Origin of the sequence: Candidatus Marifrigoribacter sp. Uisw_064, assembly GCF_047730175.1 — a bacterium.
In the GTDB taxonomy this organism is placed as follows: domain Bacteria; phylum Bacteroidota; class Bacteroidia; order Flavobacteriales; family Flavobacteriaceae; genus Marifrigoribacter.
Map to the genome: position 1 here is coordinate 20,001 of NZ_CP159833.1, position 23,483 is coordinate 43,483.

18 protein-coding genes and 1 rRNA gene are annotated in these 23,483 nt (G+C 31.0%); 4 read left to right on the forward strand and 15 right to left on the reverse strand.

Annotated features, from left to right (window positions below):
* Window positions 1–35: 35 nt before the first annotated feature.
* Together ABXT64_RS00100 and ABXT64_RS00105 are read right to left on the reverse strand one after the other, a co-directional pair.
* Window positions 36–1,556, reverse strand: a 16S ribosomal RNA gene (locus ABXT64_RS00100).
* Window positions 1,557–2,396: 840 nt separating this feature from the next.
* Window positions 2,397–3,077: a DUF4294 domain-containing protein gene (locus ABXT64_RS00105; RefSeq protein ID WP_443633359.1), complete on the reverse strand. Its 681-nt coding sequence runs from the start codon at window positions 3,075–3,077 to the stop codon at window positions 2,397–2,399.
* A 126-nt stretch (window positions 3,078–3,203) separates the two neighbouring features.
* Here ABXT64_RS00105 and ABXT64_RS00110 point away from each other — a divergent pair, with 126 nt between their 5' ends.
* The 3 genes from ABXT64_RS00110 (at window position 3,204) to ABXT64_RS00120 (ending at window position 6,899) form a co-directional block, all read left to right on the forward strand.
* Window positions 3,204–4,289 (forward strand): M42 family metallopeptidase, encoded by a 1,086-nt coding sequence (locus ABXT64_RS00110; RefSeq protein WP_443633360.1) that lies wholly within the window; start codon window positions 3,204–3,206, stop codon window positions 4,287–4,289.
* A gap of 236 nt (window positions 4,290–4,525) precedes the next feature.
* Window positions 4,526–5,959 carry an MBOAT family O-acyltransferase gene (locus ABXT64_RS00115; protein WP_443633361.1) on the forward strand — a complete coding sequence of 478 codons (1,434 nt, stop codon included), beginning with the start codon at window positions 4,526–4,528 and terminating at the stop codon, window positions 5,957–5,959.
* Window positions 5,919–6,899 (forward strand): hypothetical protein, encoded by a 981-nt coding sequence (locus ABXT64_RS00120; RefSeq protein ID WP_443633362.1) that lies wholly within the window; start codon window positions 5,919–5,921, stop codon window positions 6,897–6,899. Before ABXT64_RS00115 ends, ABXT64_RS00120 begins: the two co-directional genes overlap by 41 nt.
* Here the strand turns inward: ABXT64_RS00120 and ABXT64_RS00125 are convergent.
* Window positions 6,896–8,272: an alanine/glycine:cation symporter family protein gene (locus ABXT64_RS00125; protein ID WP_443633363.1), complete on the reverse strand. Its 1,377-nt coding sequence runs from the start codon at window positions 8,270–8,272 to the stop codon at window positions 6,896–6,898. The genes ABXT64_RS00120 and ABXT64_RS00125 overlap by 4 nt on opposite strands.
* A gap of 71 nt (window positions 8,273–8,343) precedes the next feature.
* Between ABXT64_RS00125 and ABXT64_RS00130 the strand changes: the two genes are divergently transcribed.
* Window positions 8,344–9,609: an acyloxyacyl hydrolase gene (locus tag ABXT64_RS00130; RefSeq protein WP_443633364.1), complete on the forward strand. Its 1,266-nt coding sequence runs from the start codon at window positions 8,344–8,346 to the stop codon at window positions 9,607–9,609.
* On the opposite strand, the gene ABXT64_RS00135 is transcribed toward ABXT64_RS00130, so the two are convergent.
* The 12 genes from ABXT64_RS00135 to ABXT64_RS00190 all read right to left on the reverse strand — a co-directional run bounded on the left by ABXT64_RS00135 (window position 9,606) and on the right by ABXT64_RS00190 (window position 23,481).
* Window positions 9,606–10,952 carry a capsule assembly Wzi family protein gene (locus ABXT64_RS00135; RefSeq protein WP_443633365.1) on the reverse strand — a complete coding sequence of 449 codons (1,347 nt, stop codon included), beginning with the start codon at window positions 10,950–10,952 and terminating at the stop codon, window positions 9,606–9,608. The genes ABXT64_RS00130 and ABXT64_RS00135 overlap by 4 nt on opposite strands.
* A gap of 24 nt (window positions 10,953–10,976) precedes the next feature.
* Window positions 10,977–12,977, reverse strand: coding sequence for a polysaccharide biosynthesis protein (locus ABXT64_RS00140; RefSeq protein WP_443633366.1), 2,001 nt, complete (start codon window positions 12,975–12,977; stop codon window positions 10,977–10,979).
* Between the two features lie 31 nt (window positions 12,978–13,008).
* The gene (locus ABXT64_RS00145; protein WP_443633367.1) at window positions 13,009–14,142 is read right to left on the reverse strand and encodes a DegT/DnrJ/EryC1/StrS family aminotransferase; all 1,134 of its coding nucleotides are present in this window, start codon (window positions 14,140–14,142) and stop codon (window positions 13,009–13,011) included.
* Complete coding sequence (locus ABXT64_RS00150; RefSeq protein WP_443633368.1) at window positions 14,142–14,744, reverse strand: acetyltransferase; 603 nt, start codon at window positions 14,742–14,744, stop codon at window positions 14,142–14,144. Before ABXT64_RS00150 ends, ABXT64_RS00145 begins: the two co-directional genes overlap by 1 nt.
* Complete coding sequence (locus ABXT64_RS00155) at window positions 14,744–15,349, reverse strand: sugar transferase (protein WP_443634885.1); 606 nt, start codon at window positions 15,347–15,349, stop codon at window positions 14,744–14,746. The genes ABXT64_RS00150 and ABXT64_RS00155 overlap by 1 nt, the downstream gene beginning before the upstream one ends.
* Entirely contained in the window at window positions 15,342–16,550 is a 1,209-nt protein-coding gene (locus tag ABXT64_RS00160; protein ID WP_443633369.1) for a glycosyltransferase family 4 protein, read from the reverse strand. Before ABXT64_RS00160 ends, ABXT64_RS00155 begins: the two co-directional genes overlap by 8 nt.
* Window position 16,551: 1 nt before the next feature.
* Window positions 16,552–17,688: a non-hydrolyzing UDP-N-acetylglucosamine 2-epimerase gene (gene wecB, locus ABXT64_RS00165; protein ID WP_443633370.1), complete on the reverse strand. Its 1,137-nt coding sequence runs from the start codon at window positions 17,686–17,688 to the stop codon at window positions 16,552–16,554.
* Between the two features lie 71 nt (window positions 17,689–17,759).
* Window positions 17,760–18,881 carry a polysaccharide biosynthesis C-terminal domain-containing protein gene (locus ABXT64_RS00170; protein WP_443633371.1) on the reverse strand — a complete coding sequence of 374 codons (1,122 nt, stop codon included), beginning with the start codon at window positions 18,879–18,881 and terminating at the stop codon, window positions 17,760–17,762.
* A gap of 26 nt (window positions 18,882–18,907) precedes the next feature.
* On the reverse strand, window positions 18,908–19,915 hold the full coding sequence (locus tag ABXT64_RS00175) for a polysaccharide biosynthesis protein (RefSeq protein ID WP_443633372.1): 1,008 nt from the start codon (window positions 19,913–19,915) through the stop codon (window positions 18,908–18,910).
* Complete coding sequence (locus tag ABXT64_RS00180; protein WP_443633373.1) at window positions 19,899–21,002, reverse strand: glycosyltransferase; 1,104 nt, start codon at window positions 21,000–21,002, stop codon at window positions 19,899–19,901. Before ABXT64_RS00180 ends, ABXT64_RS00175 begins: the two co-directional genes overlap by 17 nt.
* Window positions 20,999–22,471 (reverse strand): hypothetical protein, encoded by a 1,473-nt coding sequence (locus ABXT64_RS00185; protein WP_443633374.1) that lies wholly within the window; start codon window positions 22,469–22,471, stop codon window positions 20,999–21,001. The genes ABXT64_RS00180 and ABXT64_RS00185 overlap by 4 nt, the downstream gene beginning before the upstream one ends.
* The gene (locus ABXT64_RS00190; RefSeq protein WP_443633375.1) at window positions 22,468–23,481 is read right to left on the reverse strand and encodes a glycosyltransferase; all 1,014 of its coding nucleotides are present in this window, start codon (window positions 23,479–23,481) and stop codon (window positions 22,468–22,470) included. Before ABXT64_RS00190 ends, ABXT64_RS00185 begins: the two co-directional genes overlap by 4 nt.
* Window positions 23,482–23,483 lie beyond the last annotated feature (2 nt).

Below are 23,483 nucleotides of genomic sequence, written 5' to 3' on the forward strand. Positions count from 1 at the left end.
TATCTCCTGTTTAATTCTCATTAAACAAGCTCTAGAAAGGAGGTGTTCCAGCCGCACCTTCCGGTACGGCTACCTTGTTACGACTTAGCCCTAGTTACCAGTTTTACCCTAGGCAGCTCCTTGCGGTCACCGACTTCAGGTACTCCCAGCTTCCATGGCTTGACGGGCGGTGTGTACAAGGCCCGGGAACGTATTCACCGCATCATGGCTGATATGCGATTACTAGCGATTCCAGCTTCACGGAGTCGAGTTGCAGACTCCGATCCGAACTGAGACCGGCTTTCAAGATTCGCTCCTACTCGCGTAGTGGCTGCTCTCTGTACCGGCCATTGTAGCACGTGTGTGGCCCAGGACGTAAGGGCCGTGATGATTTGACGTCATCCCCACCTTCCTCACAGTTTGCACTGGCAGTCTTGTTAGAGTTCCCGACATGACTCGCTGGCAACTAACAACAGGGGTTGCGCTCGTTATAGGACTTAACCTGACACCTCACGGCACGAGCTGACGACAACCATGCAGCACCTTGTAAATTGCCCGAAGGAAAAGGTGTTTCCACCCCTGTCAATCTACATTTAAGCCCTGGTAAGGTTCCTCGCGTATCATCGAATTAAACCACATGCTCCACCGCTTGTGCGGGCCCCCGTCAATTCCTTTGAGTTTCATTCTTGCGAACGTACTCCCCAGGTGGGATACTTATCACTTTCGCTTAGCCACTCAGACCGAAGTCCGAACAGCTAGTATCCATCGTTTACGGCGTGGACTACCAGGGTATCTAATCCTGTTCGCTCCCCACGCTTTCGTCCCTCAGCGTCAATATAGTGTTAGTGACCTGCCTTCGCAATTGGTATTCTAAGTAATATCTATGCATTTCACCGCTACACTACTTATTCTAATCACTTCACACTAATTCAAGATCTACAGTATCAATGGCAATTTTACGGTTGAGCCGCAAACTTTCACCACTGACTTATAAACCCGCCTACGGACCCTTTAAACCCAATGATTCCGGATAACGCTTGGATCCTCCGTATTACCGCGGCTGCTGGCACGGAGTTAGCCGATCCTTATTCTTACAGTACCGTCAAGCCTCTACACGTAGAGGTGTTTCTTCCTGTATAAAAGCAGTTTACAACCCATAGGGCAGTCATCCTGCACGCGGCATGGCTGGATCAGGCTCTCACCCATTGTCCAATATTCCTCACTGCTGCCTCCCGTAGGAGTCTGGTCCGTGTCTCAGTACCAGTGTGGGGGGATCCCCCTCTCAGGGCCCCTACCTATCGTAGTCTTGGTGTGCCGTTACCACACCAACAAACTAATAGGACGCATACTCATCTTATACCGTAACCTTTACTATTTATATAATGCTATATTAATAGACTATAGAGGATTAATCCAAATTTCTCTGGGCTATACTCTAGTATAAGGTAGATTGTATACGCGTTACTCACCCGTGCGCCGGTCGTCATCAAGAGCAAGCTCTCATGTTACCCCTCGACTTGCATGTGTTAGGCCTGCCGCTAGCGTTCATCCTGAGCCAGGATCAAACTCTTCATCGTATAATCTTAAATAATATTAATACAACTACAAAGCCCTCAAAAAAATCTCAGGTATTTTACTTAGTTTAGTTTTTCAATATAAATAACTCTAATCCGAAGATTAAAACTATCTACGCTGTCAATTTCAATAAATCAATGAACTTTTCTTAGATCGCTCTAAGAAAAAAATCCTATCGCTAGAATCTCTTGTTAAGTGTAAAGGAATCGAACCTTAATACAACCATTCACTCTCTATTTCAAACTCGCTATATCTCTAAGCGGGTGCAAATATACAACACTTTTTAAACCCTGCAATCTTTTTTGAAAAAATAATAAAAACTTTTTCGATGCCAATCTTGCCTGTTACTCTGAGAGTTTTCGTAGCTCTCTAAGGGGATGCAAATATAGATTACTTTTTAAATTCCACAATGTTTTTTAAAAATAATTCTGTATTTTTTTTTGATGTCAATCTCACTTGTTATTCTGAGAGTTTTCGTATCTCTCTAAGCGGCTGCAAATATAGATTGCTTTTTAAAATTAGCAAGTTATTTCTGCCTTTTTTTACTCTTTTTAGCAAAGTTTTTTTCAATTCTTTGAATACCTATACTTTAGGTAAAACATGTTTTATACCTTATTATATATGCCTCAAAAATAAACTTCTTTAAAGCACTTTGTAAGTGAATCAAAAAAAATCTTTTTACCATAGACTAATGCCTTAAAACCAAAGTTGTCATTTCTTAATGCCAGAACCTATAACAAATAATGAGATCGAAGAACATCACTTACAAGATAAATTAAAATAAAAAGCAACTAATGCTTAGATATCTAAACAATTACTTAAACAATTCAATATTTACAAGATTACTTTTTTCTCCAATGCGCAGTTAGATCTAAGAAATCAATATCGAATGCTGGGGCTTGGCGTTCTAATATATTAGATTGAAAAGAGCGCTCTAAAACATCTTCAATTAAGTAATCTTCCTTCTCTTCAAAAGGACTATATTCTTCCTTTAAGGAAATATCAAACATTTTAGCTGTTGTATTATACCAAAAGGCTCGCCAACCCGAACGGAGCTCTTTTACTAAATTAAATGCTGTCCTTCCTGTTTGCCTATGAATGAGTTTTGCTAAAATCTGACCTTCAGTTCTTGTAAGTTTTTTTAATTTTTCGGAAAACTCTTCTTCAATATACTTTTGTATTCGTTTGGTATATTTCTTTTTTGCTCTGTTAGACTTTATCGCTTTTAAACGTTCGGTCATTGTAATAAGTCTTTCAGAAGCTAATTTGGCATAAGGATATACTTTTCGAGTTTTTCTTCGAAGGATTAAATACCTTCTGCGGTCTTGTTTACTATTAAATTCAAGTTTATTTAATAGTATTACTTCTTCTAAATCAATAAACTCTGTAGGGATGGTATCTCCTTGTATTATATAATAAAAGGTGTTTGTACTGTCATTTTTAACTTCTTTATAGTCTTGTCCTAAGCTCGTTTGGACTGAAATTAACGTGATATATATATATAAGTATTGTATGGATTTCATTTTTAATGTATCTCGAATTCATCTAATTGCGAAAATTATTCCAAAAATAAACAAATTGAGATGTGAATCTTATGATTATATTATTAATTTTGAAAGATCTAATAATCGATTTAACTAATTCACATTATGGCAAGTTCTATATTAACGAAGAAATCACTTACTTTTTTAGAAAAATATTTAAATAATGCCGCTCCGACCGGTTACGAATGGGATGGTCAAAAAATCTGGATGGACTATTTAAAACCCTATGTAGATGAATTTATTACAGATACTTACGGTACTGCCGTAGGTGTTATTAATCCTGAGGCAAAATATAAAGTCGTTATTGAAGGACATGCTGATGAAATTTCATGGTATGTGAATTATATTAGTGATGACGGTTTATTATATGTGGTAAGAAATGGTGGTAGCGATCATCAAATTGCCCCTTCAAAAATTGTAAACATTCATACTAAAAAAGGTATTGTAAAAGGAGTATTTGGTTGGCCAGCTATTCATACTAGAAACAAAGCAAAAGAAGAAGCTCCAAAACCTGATAATATTTTTATTGATGTAGGGTGCAAGACTAAAGAGGATGTTGAAAAAATAGGGATCCATGTGGGATGTGTTATAACGTATCCAGATGAGTTTCACATATTAAATAAGGACAAGTTTGTTTGTAGAGCATTAGACAATCGAATGGGTGGTTTTATGATTGCAGAAGTAGCGCGATTACTTCATGAAAATAAAAAGAAACTCCCTTTTGGGTTATATATAACGAATTCCGTTCAGGAAGAAATTGGTTTAAGAGGTGCCCAAATGATTGCAGAAAGAATACAACCAGATGCGGCTATTGTTACTGATGTTACTCATGACACTACTACCCCTATGATCAATAAAAAAACGCAAGGTCATGCAGAAATTGGAGCGGGCCCTGTTATTGCATATGCTCCTGCTGTACAGCAAAAACTAAGAGATTTAATTATTGACACTGCTGAAGAAAACACAATACCTTTTCAAAGAGCTGCTTTATCTAGAGCGACAGGTACTGACACCGACGCCTTTGCCTATAGCAACATGGGAGTGGCCAGTGCATTAATTTCTTTACCTCTTAGATATATGCATACTACGGTTGAGATGGTTCACCAAGACGATGTAGAAAACGTTATTAAATTAATTTATGAAACGTTATTGAAAATGAAAAATGGAGACAATTATAGTTACTTTGAATAAATTGTTAATAATTTAGACAACAGCATAATACTAGGAATACTATTTTTCAATAGTATTCCTAGTATTATTTACTTTAAATTATCAAAAAGCCTAAGTGTTTACACTTAGGCTTTTTCATTTTATCTACATAATATAATGCTTTATCGAAAAAATAAAAGTGTTCCGAAAAATCTATTTCCTGCAACAAGAATTTTGTTATATTTGAAACCTATAAACTAACAAACCTCATACCTAAATTGTTATTCAATTCGTTTTCATTTGGACTTTTCTTACCTATTGTTTTTATTGTCTATTGGATCATTGGTGCTAAAAAAATTAAGCTTCAAAATCTATTTTTACTTATTGCCAGTTATATCTTTTATGGCTTATGGGATTGGCGTTTTCTATTATTAATTGTTGCAAGTTCTCTAGTTGATTATTTTGCAGGTATTTATATTGAAAAGTCTGAAAATAAACATTATAAAAAGTTATTTTTATTTGTTAGTATTTTCTGGAATTTAGGAGTGCTTTTCATCTTTAAATATTTCAACTTTTTCATTCAAGAATTTTCAAATTTATTTCACTTGAATGATAGTCTTTCTACCTTTAGCACCTTAAATATTATTTTACCTGTTGGCTTAAGTTTTTATACTTTTCAAACTATGAGTTATAGTTTAGATGTGTATAAAAAAAATATTGCTCCCACAAAGAATATATTAAATTTTCTGTGTTTTGTTAGCTTTTTTCCTCAGTTAGTAGCAGGACCTATTGAAAGAGCACGGAACTTACTTCCACAGTTTACAATTGTCAGAAAATTTAATCTACCCTTAATTAAAGATGGCTTAAGACAAATAATATGGGGATTGTTTAAAAAAATTGTTATTGCTGATAATGTTGCAATTGCAGTAAATGATATTTTTAGTAATCCAGGTGAACAAGGCAGTTTATCCTTACTTTATGCCTCAGTATTATTCTTCTTTCAAATTTATTGTGATTTTTCTGGGTATTCAGATATTGCTATAGGAACCGCAAAAATGTTTGGTTTTAAATTAAGTAAAAACTTTAACATCCCCTATTTATCTAGAAGTGTTTCTGAATTTTGGCAAAGATGGCACATAACGCTTACTAAATGGTTTACAGACTATGTATATGGTCCTATCATAAAAAACACCAATAGAAATTATATATTTAAAACAATTGCCTTATTTATAACTATGTCTTTAATTGGTTTATGGCATGGAGCAAACTGGACGTTTTTATTTTTTGGAGTTTTTCAAGCAATCATGATTACTTTAGAAAGAGTACCCGTAAAAATTGGTAAAAGAAGTTTAACTATAAATTATTTTTTAACGAAACTGCCTTTGGCATTAACTATAATATATAGTTTCCCATTAATAATGGCATCATGTATTGTTTTCAGATCTGAAGATATGAACATGGCTTATACAATTATTAGTAGAATTGTTTCTTTTATTCCAAGCGAACCATTTAGGTTTATCATTGGAGGGAGATTTATATTAATCATTCTATTAGTTGTTTTAGAAATTATAACAAGAACTAAAAATCATCCATTTGAATTTTTAGAAAAGAAATTTAGCAAACCAGTAAGGTGGGCAATTTATTATATATTTATATTTATCATATTTAGATATGCAGGACCAAAAGAAGAATTCATCTATTTCCAATTTTAAGAGAGATTTTCTATATTTCGTAAAGATAGGCAGTTTATTTTTTCTACCCGTAGTCATTGCATATATTGCATTGGAGTACTCTGTTCTTCAAATACCAACTAGTTATAAAGTAACTGGAGAATATCTAGACAATAACACTGAAGATATTGAGGTTGTTTTTTTAGGATCCTCACAAATTAAAAACTCTATAAACCCAAAACATATAGATAAAAATTCTATAAATTTAAGTTCTACTTCTCAACATCATAATACAGACTTTAGGATTCTTAAACAGACTAGAGACCGTTTAAAAAACACTAAGGTTGTAATTTTAGAAGTTTCATATGGACATTTTGAATTGCCCCATAACACTAAATACTTTTGGAAAAATAATCTTTTTTTAAAGTATTATAGCGTAAATACATTTGATAGAGCTACTTATTTTAAAGATCGCTTAATTTATCTTTCACGGCCTGGATTCTTTTCTAGCCAAATAGTCAAATACTATATAAAAAAAGACTCTACATCCTTTAGCATTAATGAATTTGGCTTTGATGAAAACAATTTCAAAGGAAAGTTCATGAAGTTTAATTATGATGATACAAAATTATTAGAAACAAACGTAAAGATTGAAAGAAGAGCCTATTTAAATCTGTTTGATTATAATGTAAATTATTTTTACAGAATGTTAGACTATTGTAAAAAAGAAGGGTTAAATATTGTTATTTCTAGCCCTCCAACCTATAAAAGCTATAATGACTTAAGAAATCCAAATATCCTTAGAAGAAGAGATAGTATTTTAAATATTGTTTCTAAAAGATATGAGGGTATCTATTTTTTTAATTCTGAAGAAGACTCAGATTTTACTGCTAAAAGCTTTAGAAATGAAAATCACTTAAACCCGAATGGAGCTGAGTTATACAGTAAAAAAATGAATGACTTACTAAATTCAATAAATTAACTTTTATCTTTTAAAGTTTTAAAATACCTTTTAGACTCTTTAACTACTTTTGGAGCCAATAATATTGTAGCCAACATGGTAGGAATTGCCATAAATGCAAAAAATGTATCAATTAAATTAATCATCAAACTTAATGAAGTTGTTGCACCTAAAATGATACTCATTATATAAACATATAAGTAATACTGTTTATACTTAGTCCCAAATAAAAAAGACATACACTTACTACCATAGTATGAATAAGAAAATAAAGATGAAATACTAAAAACGAAAATACAAAGCAATAAAAGATACTTTCCAACCTCTTTAAACCCTTCTTCAAAAGCTTTAGCAGTTAAACTTACTCCATTAGCTTCACTAGTCTGCCAAACACCTGTTACTAATATCGCTAATGCCGTTAAAGTACAAATTACTAATGTATCAATAGCAGGTCCTAGCATAGCAACCAAACCTTCTCTAATAGGTTCATTTGTTTTTGTTGCGCCATGTGCCATAGGTGCAGTTCCTATTCCGGCTTCATTAGAAAAAGCACCCCTTCTAATACCTAGTAAAATAATACCGCCTATTACACCTCCAAGAAATGAATCTCCTTTATAAAAATCTGCTGAAAAGGCATCTGTAAAAATTAAAGATAGGTACTTAGGGACCTCTTCAAAATAAGTTATTAATATAGTTACAACTAAACCAAAATATAAAACCACCATTAAAGGCACTAACTTTGTAGCCATATTACTAACTCTAGAAAGCCCTCCTAAAACTACAATAGCTGTTATTGCTGCTATAATAACACCTATTATTAAATCACTTTTAAATCCATAGTAGAACCCTGATGGAATCAATAAAATATCATTTAGTGCTTGTTTTAATTGGTTTACATTAAATAAAGGCAAGGCCCCAATTAATCCAGAAACACTAAAAAACACGGCTAAAAACTTCCACCGACTTCCCAATCCTTCAGTTATAAAATACATTGGACCACCTTGTAATTTACCTAAATCATCTTTACCCCTATACATAACCGATAAAGTTGCAGTGAAAAACTTTGTAGACATACCTATGATTGCACTTACCCACATCCAAAAAACTGCTCCTGGACCTCCAATGGTTATGGCAACTGCTACTCCTGCAATATTCCCCATTCCTACTGTCGCAGAAAGAGCAGTAGTTAAAGCTTGAAAATGAGTTAATTCTCCTTGATCGTTTTCATCATCATATTTACCTCTTAATAAAGCAATAGCATGACCTAAATATAAAAAGGGTAAAAATTTAATTCTAACCAAAAGATATATACCGCCGCCTATTAATATAATTAAAAGTGGTAAACCCCAAGCTATTGAAGCTATTTTTGAAATAAAACTATCTAATACTTCCATTAAGAATAATCTGATACTAAATTAAACTTATATTTTTAAAATTAACAGATTAATTGTTTCTTGTGCTTTTTATGAGAATTTTACTTAACATATTACTATTATTCATTTCAATTCATCTTTTTTCACAAGAAGGTAATACCCTCAAGAACTCTAATGTTGTTATTACTCCAGAAATATTGGCAGGAATAACAGCCGAGGCAAATTCATTTTTCCCTGAACGTAATTTTCATAAGGCCTTTTTAGTAAATGTTGGATGGGAACAAGATAATAATCCACAAGAATGGGCTCAAAGGCTAAAGGGTCCAAGAACTGGGTTAAGTCTAGGGTATTCTAACTACGGAAATAAGGATAGCCTAGGATATAGTGTATCATTAATGCCGTTTATTGAATTTAAGGCTTTCAGAAAAGAAAATTTAAAAATACTAATAAGTTCAGGGGTTACATATTTTAATAAAATTTATCACCCAATAACTAACCCTAATAATCAAGCGGTATCTACAGATTTAACATGGTCTTTTCGAATTTTCATGAATTATCATTTGTTTAGTACAAACAAAATTGATTGGAGAGTTGGGGGCGGATATTTTCATCACTCTAACGGACATACTCGTTTACCCAATCAAGGATATAATTCTTTTCTGTTTGGTCTCTCTGCTGATATTAAATATTCACCTCATTCAATTAATGAAGAAATTCCATTTTCAACACCAATGTTTTCAAAAAGCAGATACGATTATGTTAGCTTTCGTTCTGGATTTGGAATTAATGTCCTTTCAAAGGTGCATACCGATAAAAAAGAAGTGTATACAATCGCTGGAGAATATGGTAGGGTTTTAAATAATACTTTTAAATTAGGTGTAGGATTTTATTATCGTTTTTATCAAACTTATTATGACTATATCGCTGATAATGAATCGTTAGTGCAAGATGGACGAGAGTTTGATTATTTTAAAGAAAACCCTTGGCATAACGCAACAAATTTTGGATTAACATTAAATAGTGAAGTATTATTAAACCATATAGGTATTAAATTATCAATAGGTTTTAATATTCATAAACCAGCTTACGCTATTGATTGGAGAATAAACCAAGGCTGGTCGGTTGTACCTAGAGAAATTCCTGAAGAAAGTAATATTGTATTAGGTGAGTTTAATTCGAAATATCAAATAAAACATTTAATTTCAGCTCGTATGGGGCTTAAATATTATTTAATAGGCACTAAAAAAGCACCAAGAAATAATGTTTTTATAGGGGTACATATTAACTCAAACCTTGGTCAAGCTGATTTTACTGAGTTTAGTTTAGGATACGTCTATAATTTTAAATTCAAGAATTAAAACGAATAGCTATACTGCAATCCCGCTCCATAATTATCACTAAAACCTTCTCCCATATCAATTCCTAAATGAACTGTAATTCTCCCTAACTTGTCTAGGTTGTATTCCGTTTGAAAATAGTTATATACAACTTTTTGTTTCTTCGGAAATGGTACTCCGTAACTTCCTAGATTCTCAATTAAACTTATTTTGGTTTTAAAGGACCAATTTTTATGTGAAGCGGAAACACCAATATGTAAAGCTCTAAGCCTATTATTTGCTATTACCAAACCAGTTTCATCTTGAAATATAAAAGGTAAGCCAATGATGTTATTTTCATAAGACCAACCAGATCTATACACCCCACTATTAAAATAACTATCTCTCCCAGAAAAACCTGAATTACTAGATTGATCTCTTGTGTCTACGTATTCAAGTAATAACCCATTTATAAAAGTGCTATAATTTTCGGTGTTAGGTTCAAAATAAAATCCCCATATTCCATCATAAAAATTTGCCAATCGAGTCCCTGATCCATCTTCAAAAGGGTGTTGGTGATAAAATATAAAGTTTCCTGAAGAGGGCGAATATGTATATTCAACATTATAAATCCCTAAATGATTTCCTAAGGCATTTTGTTGTTCACTAGAAGTACCATCCTTTGCTCTTTTTGCAAGAAAAATATCAAAGAAGTCACTACCCGAAGAAGCTAAGTCACCATCTTCTGGAGATGTTCCTCCCCATTGTGCATAATGAATTATCTCTCCTTTAAAACTGTTTTTTAAATTTGTATTCCAAATTAAACCTAGGAGTTTATAATGAATCTTAGCATCTTTTACATAGCGGTCATCGTTTAGCTCAAAATGTCCTATCCCCCAATCTATTGAAAAACTTTCAGAAATTTTTGTTGGAGTATTTGCTTCAATTGTAATGCCTGGAATTGCTCTTGAATTTCCAGACATCAAAAAGTTAGAATTAACAGTAGACAACCCTTTAGCAAATACATCTGCATTCTTACTACCTATTGTTGCCTGAAAAATTTTATTGCTGTATTGAACATATAACTCATTACGTTGAAATTCATCTTCAATCTCATTTCTTAAAAAGAAACTCCCTCCAACTTCAATGGAATGTTTATCATTAAAATCATAATTTAGTTTTGATTCAGCTTCAAAAAGTCCATTTGATTTAGCTGCGAGTGATCCATTTTGATTAGATAGCATCCAAAACGGTATAACTTCTTCACTTGAAACATAACCCGAAGCAGAAACAGAAGAGTTGATTTCTAACTTTTGCGAGAAGATTATTGATTGAGATGATATGACTAAAATGAAGAAAAGAAAAAAGTATTTTTTTTGAATCATTGATTTATTATTAAGCTATTTGTCTTAGGTGGCAAGTTTTTTAAGAATTGGTTCTTTTATAGTTATAGTTTCGTCTGAATCCAATATTTCAAATTCTGAGTTTTTACTGATATATTCTGGAACAAGTTTTTTTAATCTAGACACTACTTCACTAGATTTATATCGCAAAGCTGCTTCAATAATTTCATTTATCTTTTTATCGATTAAATTAAAGTCATTCGTAATATCTTTACTAATCATAATTTTTTCATGATGTGTAGGCATTGCTTTACTAGAATCACTAATAAGTTCTTCATATAACTTCTCGCCAGGTCTTAATCCTGTAATCTTTATTTTTATATCCTCATTCGGGATATATCCTGCCAGTTTTATCATTTTAACAGCTAAATCCATAATCTTAACGGGAGCTCCCATATCAAAAATATAAATTTCTCCACCTTTACCCATAGCTCCTGCTTCAAGCACCAATTGGCATGCCTCATGAATAGTCATGAAGTATCTAATTATATCAGGGTGTGTTATTGTAATTGGCCCTCCTTTTTCAATTTGCTTTTTAAATAATGGTACTACGCTACCATTAGAACCTAATACATTTCCAAATCGAGTTGTAATAAATTTAGTTTCTGGCAATCTATTATTCCCATTTTTATAAAAATTACGTGATTGAACATACATTTCAGCAGCTCTTTTAGATGCTCCCATTACATTACTAGGGTTTACCGCTTTATCTGTAGAAATCATAACAAATCTAGAAACCTTATTAATTACTGCTAGGTCGACTAGGTTTTTAGTTCCATAAATATTTGTAATGATAGCTTCTGGTGGATTATCCTCCATAAGAGGTACGTGTTTATAGGCTGCAGCATGATAAATAACATCAATGTTATATTTTCTAAAGAACACTCCTAACCTATTTCTATTGGCTACATCACAAATAATAGATTTAAATTTAAAATTAGGGTAATTTGAAGATAATTCTAAATGTAAATTATGTAAAGGTGTTTCAGCTTGATCTAATATTAAGACCAATTTCGGATTAAATGCCGCTAATTGCCTAACTATCTCACTTCCAATAGACCCTGCTCCTCCAGTTACTAATATCGTTTTATCAATTAACTGTTTTATTTTTTCTCCATCATTAACTATAATGGGTTCTCTCTCCAAAAGATCCTCAATTTGAAGGTTTTTAACTTGATTAGCTAATGAGGTATCTCCCCAATCAAGTATTATTGGTGAGCTATAAACCTTTATATTATGCTCTAAACAATCTTCAACAATATTATATCTTTCTTCAGCATTTAAATTGTTGCCAGAAATAATAATTGCAGTAGCATTTAATTTTATAAGCTCACAACTAAATTTATCTTCAATTTTAATTACTTGTTTCCCTAAAATTCGTAAACTTCTATTAAATGTTGTTTTTGAAGCAAATCCTTTAATATCAAATCTTTTTGGATAATCTAAATCTAAAGCAGCTGCAATTGATATTGCACTTTCATCTATACCAACAATGATCGCTTTTTCTAATAGTTCTTTTTTTTGTGATAGTTTAAAATATTCGTAAAACTGTTTTATAGCTAATCTAAATAAAAATAAAAATGAAAATGAAAAGAATAAATATAAGACTAAAGAGGTGGTTAAATAAATCCTCTCTTTCATAACATATAAAAAGGAATAATTAATAATTAGCAATACTACAAAAGTACATATTGAAGCTAATAATAGTTTTAAAGCATCCATATAGGATGAATGTCTAATTAATCCTGCATATGTTTTAAATAACAACATAAAAGTAAAATGAATACCTATTACTAATAATACTTGTTGGGTAACATTTAAAACTTTTAAATGTGAAATATGTAAATCAAGAAGAATAATTGCTGTTAATACAATTGAACACAGTAATAGAAAAGTGTCTAATAATAGCACACACCATCTTGGAAGGTATTTGATATTACGTATATCCAATGTGTTATCCTCATTAGATAATATTATTTTAATAGCGCTTTTTAATTTATTTCCCATAAAAGATGATTGGTTATAAAATAAGGGAAAATTAACTTAACCAGTTATCAATTGCTTTTTTAACTCTATCTAGCTGATTTTCAGTTAAATTTGACCCAGATGGCAAACAAAGACCTCTTTCGAAAAGAGAACTTGAATTGCTATCTCCATAATATTTTTCATCGTTATATATCGGTTGCAAATGCATAGGTTTCCACAAAGGTCTGCTTTCTATGTTAAAATTTTGCAAAAAAATACGTAAATTTTCTCTACTACGCACTTTATCCTCTTTTTCAAACAATATAACTGATAACCAGTGATTACTAGAATAGTCAATTGAAGGCTCTTTTAGGACTTCTATATATGAAATATTTGAAAATATTTCTGTATAAAAATCATTATTCTTCCTTCTTAAATTAACGTGTTTATTGAGGATTTCCATTTGCCCTCTTCCAATTCCTGCAACAATATTACTCATCCTATAATTATACCCAATTTCTGAATGTTGATAATGAGGTGCAGTATCTCTAGCTTGAGTTGCTAAGAAAATAGCTCTTTCTTTGGTTGCTTTATCTCTACAAACCAGTGCTCCTCCTCCAGAAGTTGTTATTATCTTGTTTCCGTTAAAGGAAAGAATTGAAATATCTCCAAAAGTACCACATGCCCTGCCTTTATAGGTTGAGCCTAATGCTTCAGCTGCGTCTTCAATTAAAAAAATACCATACTTTTTACATACACTAGTAATTTCATCAATTTTTGCAGGCATTCCATATAAGTGAACTATAATCACCGCCTTGGGTTTTTTACCTGCTTTTATTCTATCCTTAATGGCTTCTTCTAGATGATGTGGACACATATTCCAAGTATCTAGTTCACTATCCACAAATACTGGTCTTGCTCCAACATAGGCAATTGGATTTGAACTACCGCAAAAAGTAAACGTCTGGCAAATTACTTCATCATCTCTTTGAACTCCAGCTAAAACTAATGCTAAGTGTATTGCTCCTGTACCCGTTGATAAACAAGCTACATGCGAATCTTCTCCTAAGTAGTCTTCAAGATCTTTTTCAAAACCAAAAACATTTGGACCTAAAGGTGCTATCCAGTTTTCATCGAAAGCACTTTGTATGTAACTTAACTCATTTCCTCCCATATGAGGAGAAGAAAGCCATATTTTTTCTTCCATTATTCAATTTTATTATATTTTATTACTTTTCCAGGATTACCATAAATAACAGCGTAATCTGGTACATCTTTTAATATTACAGACCCAGCACCTATCGTACACCATTTTCCAATTTTTATATTTGGAATTACTGTTGCGCCAGCTCCTATATGTGTTCCTTCTCCAACAATCACATTACCACATAATGTAGCACTTGGCGAAATATGTACAAAATTTTCTAATTGACAATCATGTTCTATCACAGCATTTGTATTAATGATACAATGTTTCCCTATTGAAACGGATGAATTAATTACAACATTTGCCATCACTACGGTACCCTCTAAAATTTTTGAAGTTTTATCAATAACTAAAGAAGGATGTATCGCTTGTCCAAAATTATGCACCTTTAATTTTTCTGAAATTTCTTTCCTAATAATATTATTCCCGATAGATATAATCAGGCTTGCTTCACCTATACCAATATTATTATTTTGTACTGAATAATTGTTAAGGCTAACTATTTCATTATTATCATCTATAATATGTGAAATTTCGATATCTCTTTTTTCAAGAATATCGATTATAACTTTTGCATGTCCACTTGCTCCGTAAAGTACCATTATATATTTCCTTTAAATCTACCTATTGTTGCACTACCCTCTTCTGAAATATCTTCAGAAAAGATTACTTTTTTTATTGTTTTAAAAAAAATCTTAACGTCCAATATGAAACTAATGTTTAGAATATAATAAGCGTCCAATTCAAGTTTTTTATTCCAACTTATAGCATTTCTACCATTTACTTGAGCCCAACCTGTAATACCTGGCCGTACTTTGTGTCTTGTTTTCTGAATTGCATTATACAATGGAAGATATTCCATTAACAATGGGCGAGGCCCAATAATACTCATATCTCCTTTTATTACATTAATTAATTGAGGAATTTCATCTAGTGATGCCTTCCGTACAAATCTTCCAACTCTTGTAAGTCGTTTATCATCAGGTAATAATTTCCCTGAAGCATCTACCCTATCATTCATTGTTTTAAATTTAATAATAATAAATGGTTTTTCGTTTTTACCGGGTCTTTTTTGAAAAAAGAAAGGGTTTCCATTATTATTAATTAATAGAAAAATTAAGGTGATGATAAATAGTGGAGAAAACACAATAAATCCAATAATGGATATTATTAAATCTAATATTCTTTTTAAAAAAAACCTATACAACATTTTTAAATGAATTTATAATGGTTTTATAAGCTACATTAGGGTTAAGGTGAATTTTAAAATAATTATTTCCATTTTCTCCTATGACTTTTCTTTGATCAGGGTTATCTATTAAAAATTCTATTTTCTCTTTTAATAATGAAGGTGTTTTAGCTGAAGCCCAAAATCCTGCTTTAACTTCATCTTCAATCCAAGTTCCAAAATCTGTATTCTCATCTAATAATGCAATTACAGGAATCTTCATATTAAAATAAGATAATGCTTTTGAGGGCATATTAGGAATCGTAAAATTTTCATCTAAAGAAACTAATCCTACATCTGCAATTTGCATCATTTCAATATATTCATTTCTAGGTAAAAAATCTTTTATTATTACATTACTTAGCTTATTATCCTGTACTAATGTAATTAATTTATCTTTTTCTGTTCCTTTTCCTATAATGTAAAAAACGACAGAGCTATTCTGTTTAAATGAATCAGCTAGGGCAACTATGTTTTCAACTTTTTGAGGTTTACCAATATTACCTCCAAAGAAGATAACGAACTTGTTTTCTAGGTCAAATTTATTTTTAATCTCACTAGCTTCAACTCTTTTAAATTTCTGATTTTTCTGCCAATTTCTGAGCAAATGTAGTTTAGACGTATCCACTTCTTTATTATGCTCCTTTATATAATCAACATTCCCTTGGGACATACACCCTATTTTATCAGAAATTGCATATAACTTTTTCTCTAATCTTCTAAAGTACTTGTAAATGGCACCCTTTTTAGAAATCATCCCTAAATCAATTGCATTTTGAGGAAAAATATCTCGAAGAATTAAATAAACAGGTATTTTATGTTTCTTTTTTAAAGCAGATACCACTTTATATAATGTTATTGGAGGTGTTGGAAGTATGATTAAATCAAAATCTATATTTTTATAATGTTTCTTTATTGCTTTAAGGTATTGTTTAGGAAGTAATAGGTTTGCTATTCCTTTTTTAACAACATTCACATTCAATAAAGAACTTGTTTTTACCCTTAATACCTTCATGCCTGATTCATCACTTATAACTGTATCCTTTATTTCTGAAGAAGGTGCTACAACATAAACATCGTGATTATTATCACGAAATTCTTCCATTAAATCTGTATATAAGTTATTAGATTTTTCAATGTTTGGAAAATCTAATGCCAGATATAATATTTTTTTCTTCATATTACTGCTTTGACCACACAACACGATTTATATAATCGGTATATGAAAGTATAATACGTACCATTTTTTCAGAAACATTAGGCATTGAATAATCATGTACAGGTCTAAAATTTCTTTCTGGATTTCTTTTTTGAGCATTTAAGGCTACTAATGCCTGCATAATTCTATCAGGATTTAAGCCTGTCATCATTACTGATGCTTCTTCCATTGCTTCAGGACGTTCGTGTGCGTCACGGATATTTAATGCCCAGAAGTTGAGTATAGATGATTCCTCTGAAATAGTTCCACTGTCTGATAACACAGCATAAGAATTCATTTGAAGAGCATTATAGTCTGAAAAACCTAATGGTTTCAATAGTTGAATATTCTTGTGCATTTCAACATTCTTTTCTTCTAACATCTTACGAGTGCGAGGATGTGTAGAAACAATCACAGGAAAATTATATGTTTCAGCAATTTGATTTAAAGAAGTAATTAATCCTTCAAAATTTGTATCACTACTAATATTCTCTTCTCTATGCGCAGAAACAACAAAGTATTCTTGTTTTGTTAATTGAAGTGTATCTATAACTTTCGAAGCTTCAATTTTGTGTTTAAATTTTGAAAGCACCTCAAACATTGGGCTTCCTGTTTTAATCACACGATCTGGAGATAAACCTTCTCTCAATAGATATTCCCTAGCAATACTACTGTAGGTTAAATTAATGTCTGAAATATGATCAACGATCTTTCTATTGGTTTCTTCTGGAACTCTTTGATCAAAACAACGATTTCCTGCTTCCATATGAAATATTGGAATTTTTCGTTTTTTAGCAGGTATTGCACACAAACAAGAGTTAGTGTCTCCTAATACTAGAAATGCATCAGGGTTTTCTTTTTCAAGAATAGGATCTACTTTTATAAGGATGTTTCCTATGGTTTCAGTTGCATTTTTACCTGCAGCTTCTAGAAAGTAATCAGGTTTTCTTATTTCAAGATCTTCAAAAAAGATTTCATTAAGCTCATAATCGTAATTTTGACCGGTATGAACTAGTATATGTTCGATTGCTTCATTTGCATCTAAGGCTTGCATCACACATGCCAATCGGATAATCTCTGGACGTGTACCAACAACGGTAACAACTTTTAATTTATTCATTAATAAGTTTCATCAGGTTTCAACAAAAATACTGATAAAAAGTTAAATCTTCATATATAAGAATTCTCTTATTAAACTTCTTCAAAATAAGTATCTGAATCTTCTTGATCATAAGGTTCATTAATCCAAAAAAGAGTGATAAGTTCCTCATCGCCAATATTTGTGATATTATGAGTAAACCATATTGGCATATCGACATAAGCGGGTTCCTTACCGTCTAATATAAATTCGAATACTTCATCGGTATTTATCTTTCTCCATTTAATAGAAGCTTTACCGCTAATTACAGCAAATCGTTCTATTTTACGTGTATGGTAATGGTTTCCTCTTGTAATACCAGGGACTGTTGTAGAATAAGACGATTGCCCCGAGGTTAATGCTCTCATAATTTCTACAAAAGCGCCTCTGTCATCTTCATGTTTTATATATTTTTTTGGAAAATGTTTTTTCGGAATAAAACTCGTAAAGGTGTTAAATAGATTCAATTCGAATGAATCTCTTGACACATTTGGGACGACTCCATTTTCAATATAATCTACTTTAAATGAAGTGATTAAATTCAATATTTCTGATACTTTTTTAGTAGAAGTGAAAGGAATCATTTTTATAGTTGATTTATTTTTATTTGATATTATTTCAGAATAAAATGCAGCTGAAAGTTCATTCACATAAATTAAATTAACGGTCCCATCACTATGAATATTAGGCTCTTCTCCACTAACGACTTGATGACAAAAAGTAGCTATTACCGAATTATAAAAAGGTTTCCCAAAAGGTCCAAATACATTCGGAATAATAAATGAGACTACTTCTCCATTACTCTCTATAGCCCATTTTTCTAGTGCTTTACGACCATCTCTCTTTGATTTTCCATATAAATTATCTTGATCTTCTTGCGTAGATGATGAAAAAATAATTTTAGGACTTGAACTCGTTTTTTCACAAGCATCAATTAATTGATTTACCAAACCAACATTGGTATTGTAAATTACTTGCGGGTCTTCATGACGATTCATTGCAGCGATATGAACGATCACATCACAAGAGGATACAAATGCTTCTAGTGTCTTTTCATTTTTGAAAAAATCTCTTTCATAAGAAATCAGTTCTATATCATTGGATTTAGTTCCAAGATAATTAAACAAATGATTTCCCATAAATCCTGCTTGCCCTGTAATTCCAACTTTTATCATAGTCTTGATTTATATTATTCTTTTAATTAAAGAACATCTTTTCTTATAAAATCTAGTTTCAAAAGTAATTTTTTCATTCCTTCAACATCAAGTCTTTCCGTATTATGAGAGTGATAATCTTCGATTTTACTAATGTCTTCCTCGCCTTGAGAATAATAGTTAGCATAGTTTAAGTCTCTATTATCAGCAGGGATTCTAAAGTAATCACCCATATCTTCAGCTTTCACTTTTTCTTCACGAGTTAAAAGTGATTCATATAGTTTTTCACCATGACGGGTCCCAATTATTTTTATTTTACTGTCACTTTTATAAAGGTCAATTAATGCAGCTGCTAATGTCTTTATTGTAGCCGCAGGAGCTTTTTGGATAAACATATCTCCTGGATTTGCATGTTCAAACCCAAAAAGAACTAAATCTACAGCATCTTCAAGAGTCATCATAAAACGAGTCATTCCTGGATCAGTAATAGTTAAATCTTCCCCTTTTTTAATTTGCTCAACAAACAATGGTATTACAGATCCACGTGAAGCCATTACATTACCATAACGTGTTCCACAAATGACAGTGTTTGCAGCATTTCTAGACTTTGCAACTAAAACCTTTTCCATCATTGCTTTTGATATTCCCATAGCATTAATTGGATACACAGCTTTATCTGTACTTAAAACAACAACATTTTTCACATTGTATTTTATTGCTGCATCTAACACATTTTCAGTCCCTAATACATTTGTTTTAACTGCTTCTATTGGGAAAAACTCACATGAAGGAACCTGTTTTAACGCTGCTGCATGAAAAATATAATCAACTCCCCTTATAGTCATTTCTAACGAACGGTAATCCCTAACATCTCCTATATGAAACTTAACTTTAGGGTTGGATAATTTTCTACGAAGATCATCTTGTTTTTTTTCATCTCTGGAAAAGATGCGTATTTCTTTAAAGTGATCTGTTTTCAAAAAACGATTTAATACAGCGCTACCAAAAGAACCAGTACCTCCTGTAATTAATAATATTTTATCTTTTAGTTCCATAATTATTTCTTAATTTTTTAAAACTATTAATCGTATTTTCTTTTACAGAATTTTTAATATCACTATAAAATTCTTTTAATTTATTTTGTTCCGAACTATATGATTCGTTAGACATTTCATAAATAGCATTGATTCTCAGTTGCCAAGCTACTTTTTCTAAAGGTAAAATAGTGCCTTTTACTGTATTATTTGCTTCTTTCCAAGGTAATCCGCTACTTGCAATCACGATTTTATTTTGTTCAATTGCTTCAAAAAAGACATGGCAAAAATTTTCTGAAAAAGAAGGGATTACAAATAGATCAACGTTTTGTGCTTTTTTAGAGAAATTTACTTTCGTGTAGTTACCATAAAATTTAATCTGTTCAGAAATGTTTAATTCTTCAATTAACACATCTAGTCTTTCTTTATAAGCAACATCTTCAATTTCACCATGAATTTCAAATAAAGTTTCATTTGGCAATTCTGGAATTAAATTTAATATAAATTCTAAATTTTTAATTGGTGATACTCTACCAAAAAAACTGATTACAAAATTGTTTTTGTTTTTACTAAGAACCATATTTGAACTCACTTCTCCAAAAACAGGATTATTAAAAACTATGGTTTTAAAATTACTGAAAATGGGTAAAGATTCCTTTTTTTCATCTTCGTTTGTAAAATGAATTACTATTTTATGCCAAAGAATTAATACTATAAATTTTAAAATATAGAGATATATAATTTTCTTTAAAGAAATTGCTCCCTTTAGTAATTGACCTCTTGGACTAAGTAACACCGTTTTTTTCCTTACAAAAAAAAGTGCTAAAATAGGTATAATTGTAAAGGTTGGACTATACAATGTATTGATCCAAATAAGTTGTGAATCTTTATATAAATTTTTTAGTGGACCTATTTTTATTTTTGAAAAATATATTGCTTTTTTTTCAAAGTCCTTTTCAGGTAATAAACTCCCGTCCAAATCTTTATTCTTTGTAACTACGGTATATTCAAAGCCTTCCTCATTAAACATTCTACATACACCATGAAGAGACTTTGTGGGTCCACCCCCTTTAAAAGCTGGAGGGAATTGTGGGGCTATAATTATCATAATCTCAACCTATTAAAAAGTTTAATTACAATATAAAATATTGGAGGTATAAAAATTACATTTCTTAAAAATGAAACATAAGAACCAGGAACAGAAGCTGAGATATAACCAATAGCTGAAAGTGCCGCTAAAAATATAAGAAATGATATTCCTGACTCTAACTCTAAAATATTATTACAGAAACGCAAAGTCATTCCGTAAACAAAAAAGCCAATAATTACAAGAAACCATTTCCCTCCCATATAAAAGTAAGCAACTTGACCGAATGAAGTATTACTCATATAGGTATCACTATATCCTAATACTTTTATTCGAAACCAATTTCCCCAACTCATAAATTTAGAATTTAAGACTTTGGATCTAGGTACTAGTGTAAATAATGGGATTGTAATTAGTTCTTGTACAAATTTTGGATCTGTTTTATCTATACCATGATCATCTTTATATTTTATTGCAATACTTCCTGGAGCAACTGTATTTAATCGTTCCATAATACTGTAATAAACAGAATTATAAATTTTTCGTTCAAATTCTGTTGCACTTTCTTCTCTAAAGTCAATAAAAGCATCCGCATATTCTGTAACTGAGACATCGCTACTGTTATCAAATGCTTGCGTAAATCTTTTCACCTCTGATGCAATAGTAAATGCAAATATCATTGTGAAAACACCAATCAAAAGCATAGTCACTGTTATCTTTCTAAATACATAATAATAAGGCAATAAGGTTAATATAAACAAGAAAATAATAGGTCCTCTAGCTCCAGAAACTAAGGCGAAAAATATTTGAAGAAATAACGTAGTCCAATACCACGTTTTATATTTTTTAGTTTTAAAATATATTAATGCTAATAAAAAATAACCAATTAAAGATAGTTTTTCAATGTATCCTGAAAAAACCACTAAATATTTCATAAACCCAGAAAAGTTATCTGCAGTTGCGATTCCTCTACCAAATGCTCCATTACTAAATAGTATAAGATTAAGAAATAAACCCCCAACAATTAAGCTTTTTGGAAATACTGCATTTATATCCATTTGAAGGAATTTCTTAAATCCAAAACCTTCATAATAAATGGCAAATAAATAATCTCCCAATTTAGACATATAGCCCATCCAATATAGAATATTCCCTACCGCAGTAACAGAAGCAAATTTTACTAACATCTTATTATCTAAAAAAGCTATTAATTTATTTGCATTAATAAAATTAAACTCCCTTATATACATTAAAGGAATTATCCCTCCATTGAATATTAAAAAACAGGTGGTAACTCCAATAAATCCGGCACTTAATAACTTAAATTTTCCGGAAAGAACTCTTGTTTTAGCAATTACTAATATATTATAGAGTAAACCGAAAAAAGTAAGTAATAGAAATAAAAAATTACCCCTTTCATCTGTATAAATAAGATTAATAAGAAATACTAAAGCGAGGTAAATAAATGAATAATATATAAATCTTTTCATGCACAACTGTTATAAAAATTTATATATGTAGTAACAATATTTTCAAGTTCATATATCATTATATTTTGTTTTGCTTTATTTGAATTTTCCTTAATTAATGAATCATCATATAAACTTAAAAAACCACTTTTAATAGCATTAACATCCATAGGATCAATCAAAATAGCATCTTTACCTACAACATCCATAGGTGATCTATTCGATGTGATTACCTGCAGTCCAAATGCTTGAGCTTCAATAATTGGTAAGCCAAAGCCTTCGGCTTCCGAAGCGAAAAACAATACATCACTTTTATCATACAAATTATAAAGTTCCTTATCTGTTATTCCTTTGTGGACAGCTGCACGCTCTTGAATTCCATTATCTTTTATCAACTTTTTAATTATAATATCGTTAGCATGTACAAAATTGTAATATACATTTAGGTCCTTAGTAGCTTCAATTAGGCGGCGATAATTTTTTAAAGGTTTATCCCCTATTTGAATAATCTTAATTGGGCTAGTCTTTTTAAATTCTCTTTCTCTATAAGTAATATCTTTAGATGCAATTACTAAAGGATTATTAATTACTGTTACTTTATTTTTATCTATAGAAAAATGTTTTAACATCTCTTGTTTTGTGTTATCAGATACCACTATTACTTCATTTGAAAAACGTATCGGTAAATGATAATATAACACATCGTAAATATATCCTTTAATGTTTTTATTTTTTTTAAAATGAAACAAGTCATGTATAGTTAACACCCTATTTTTAAATGGAAAAGCTAAGACCATATAATTACAACCTCCAGTAATATGCACTATGTATTTTTTTGAAAATAATGAGCTTATAAATGAAAATAAAAATGCTGTAAAATCATAATTTTTTTTTAACGTCTTTTTTTTAATAGTAAAAGAATTACCTGGAAATATTTTCATTCCATTAAAAATACTATTATACACCTTTTCAATACTAAAATTACCCTTGTTAGGTTTTCTATATATAAAGAGAATTTTTTGAGGGTTCATTT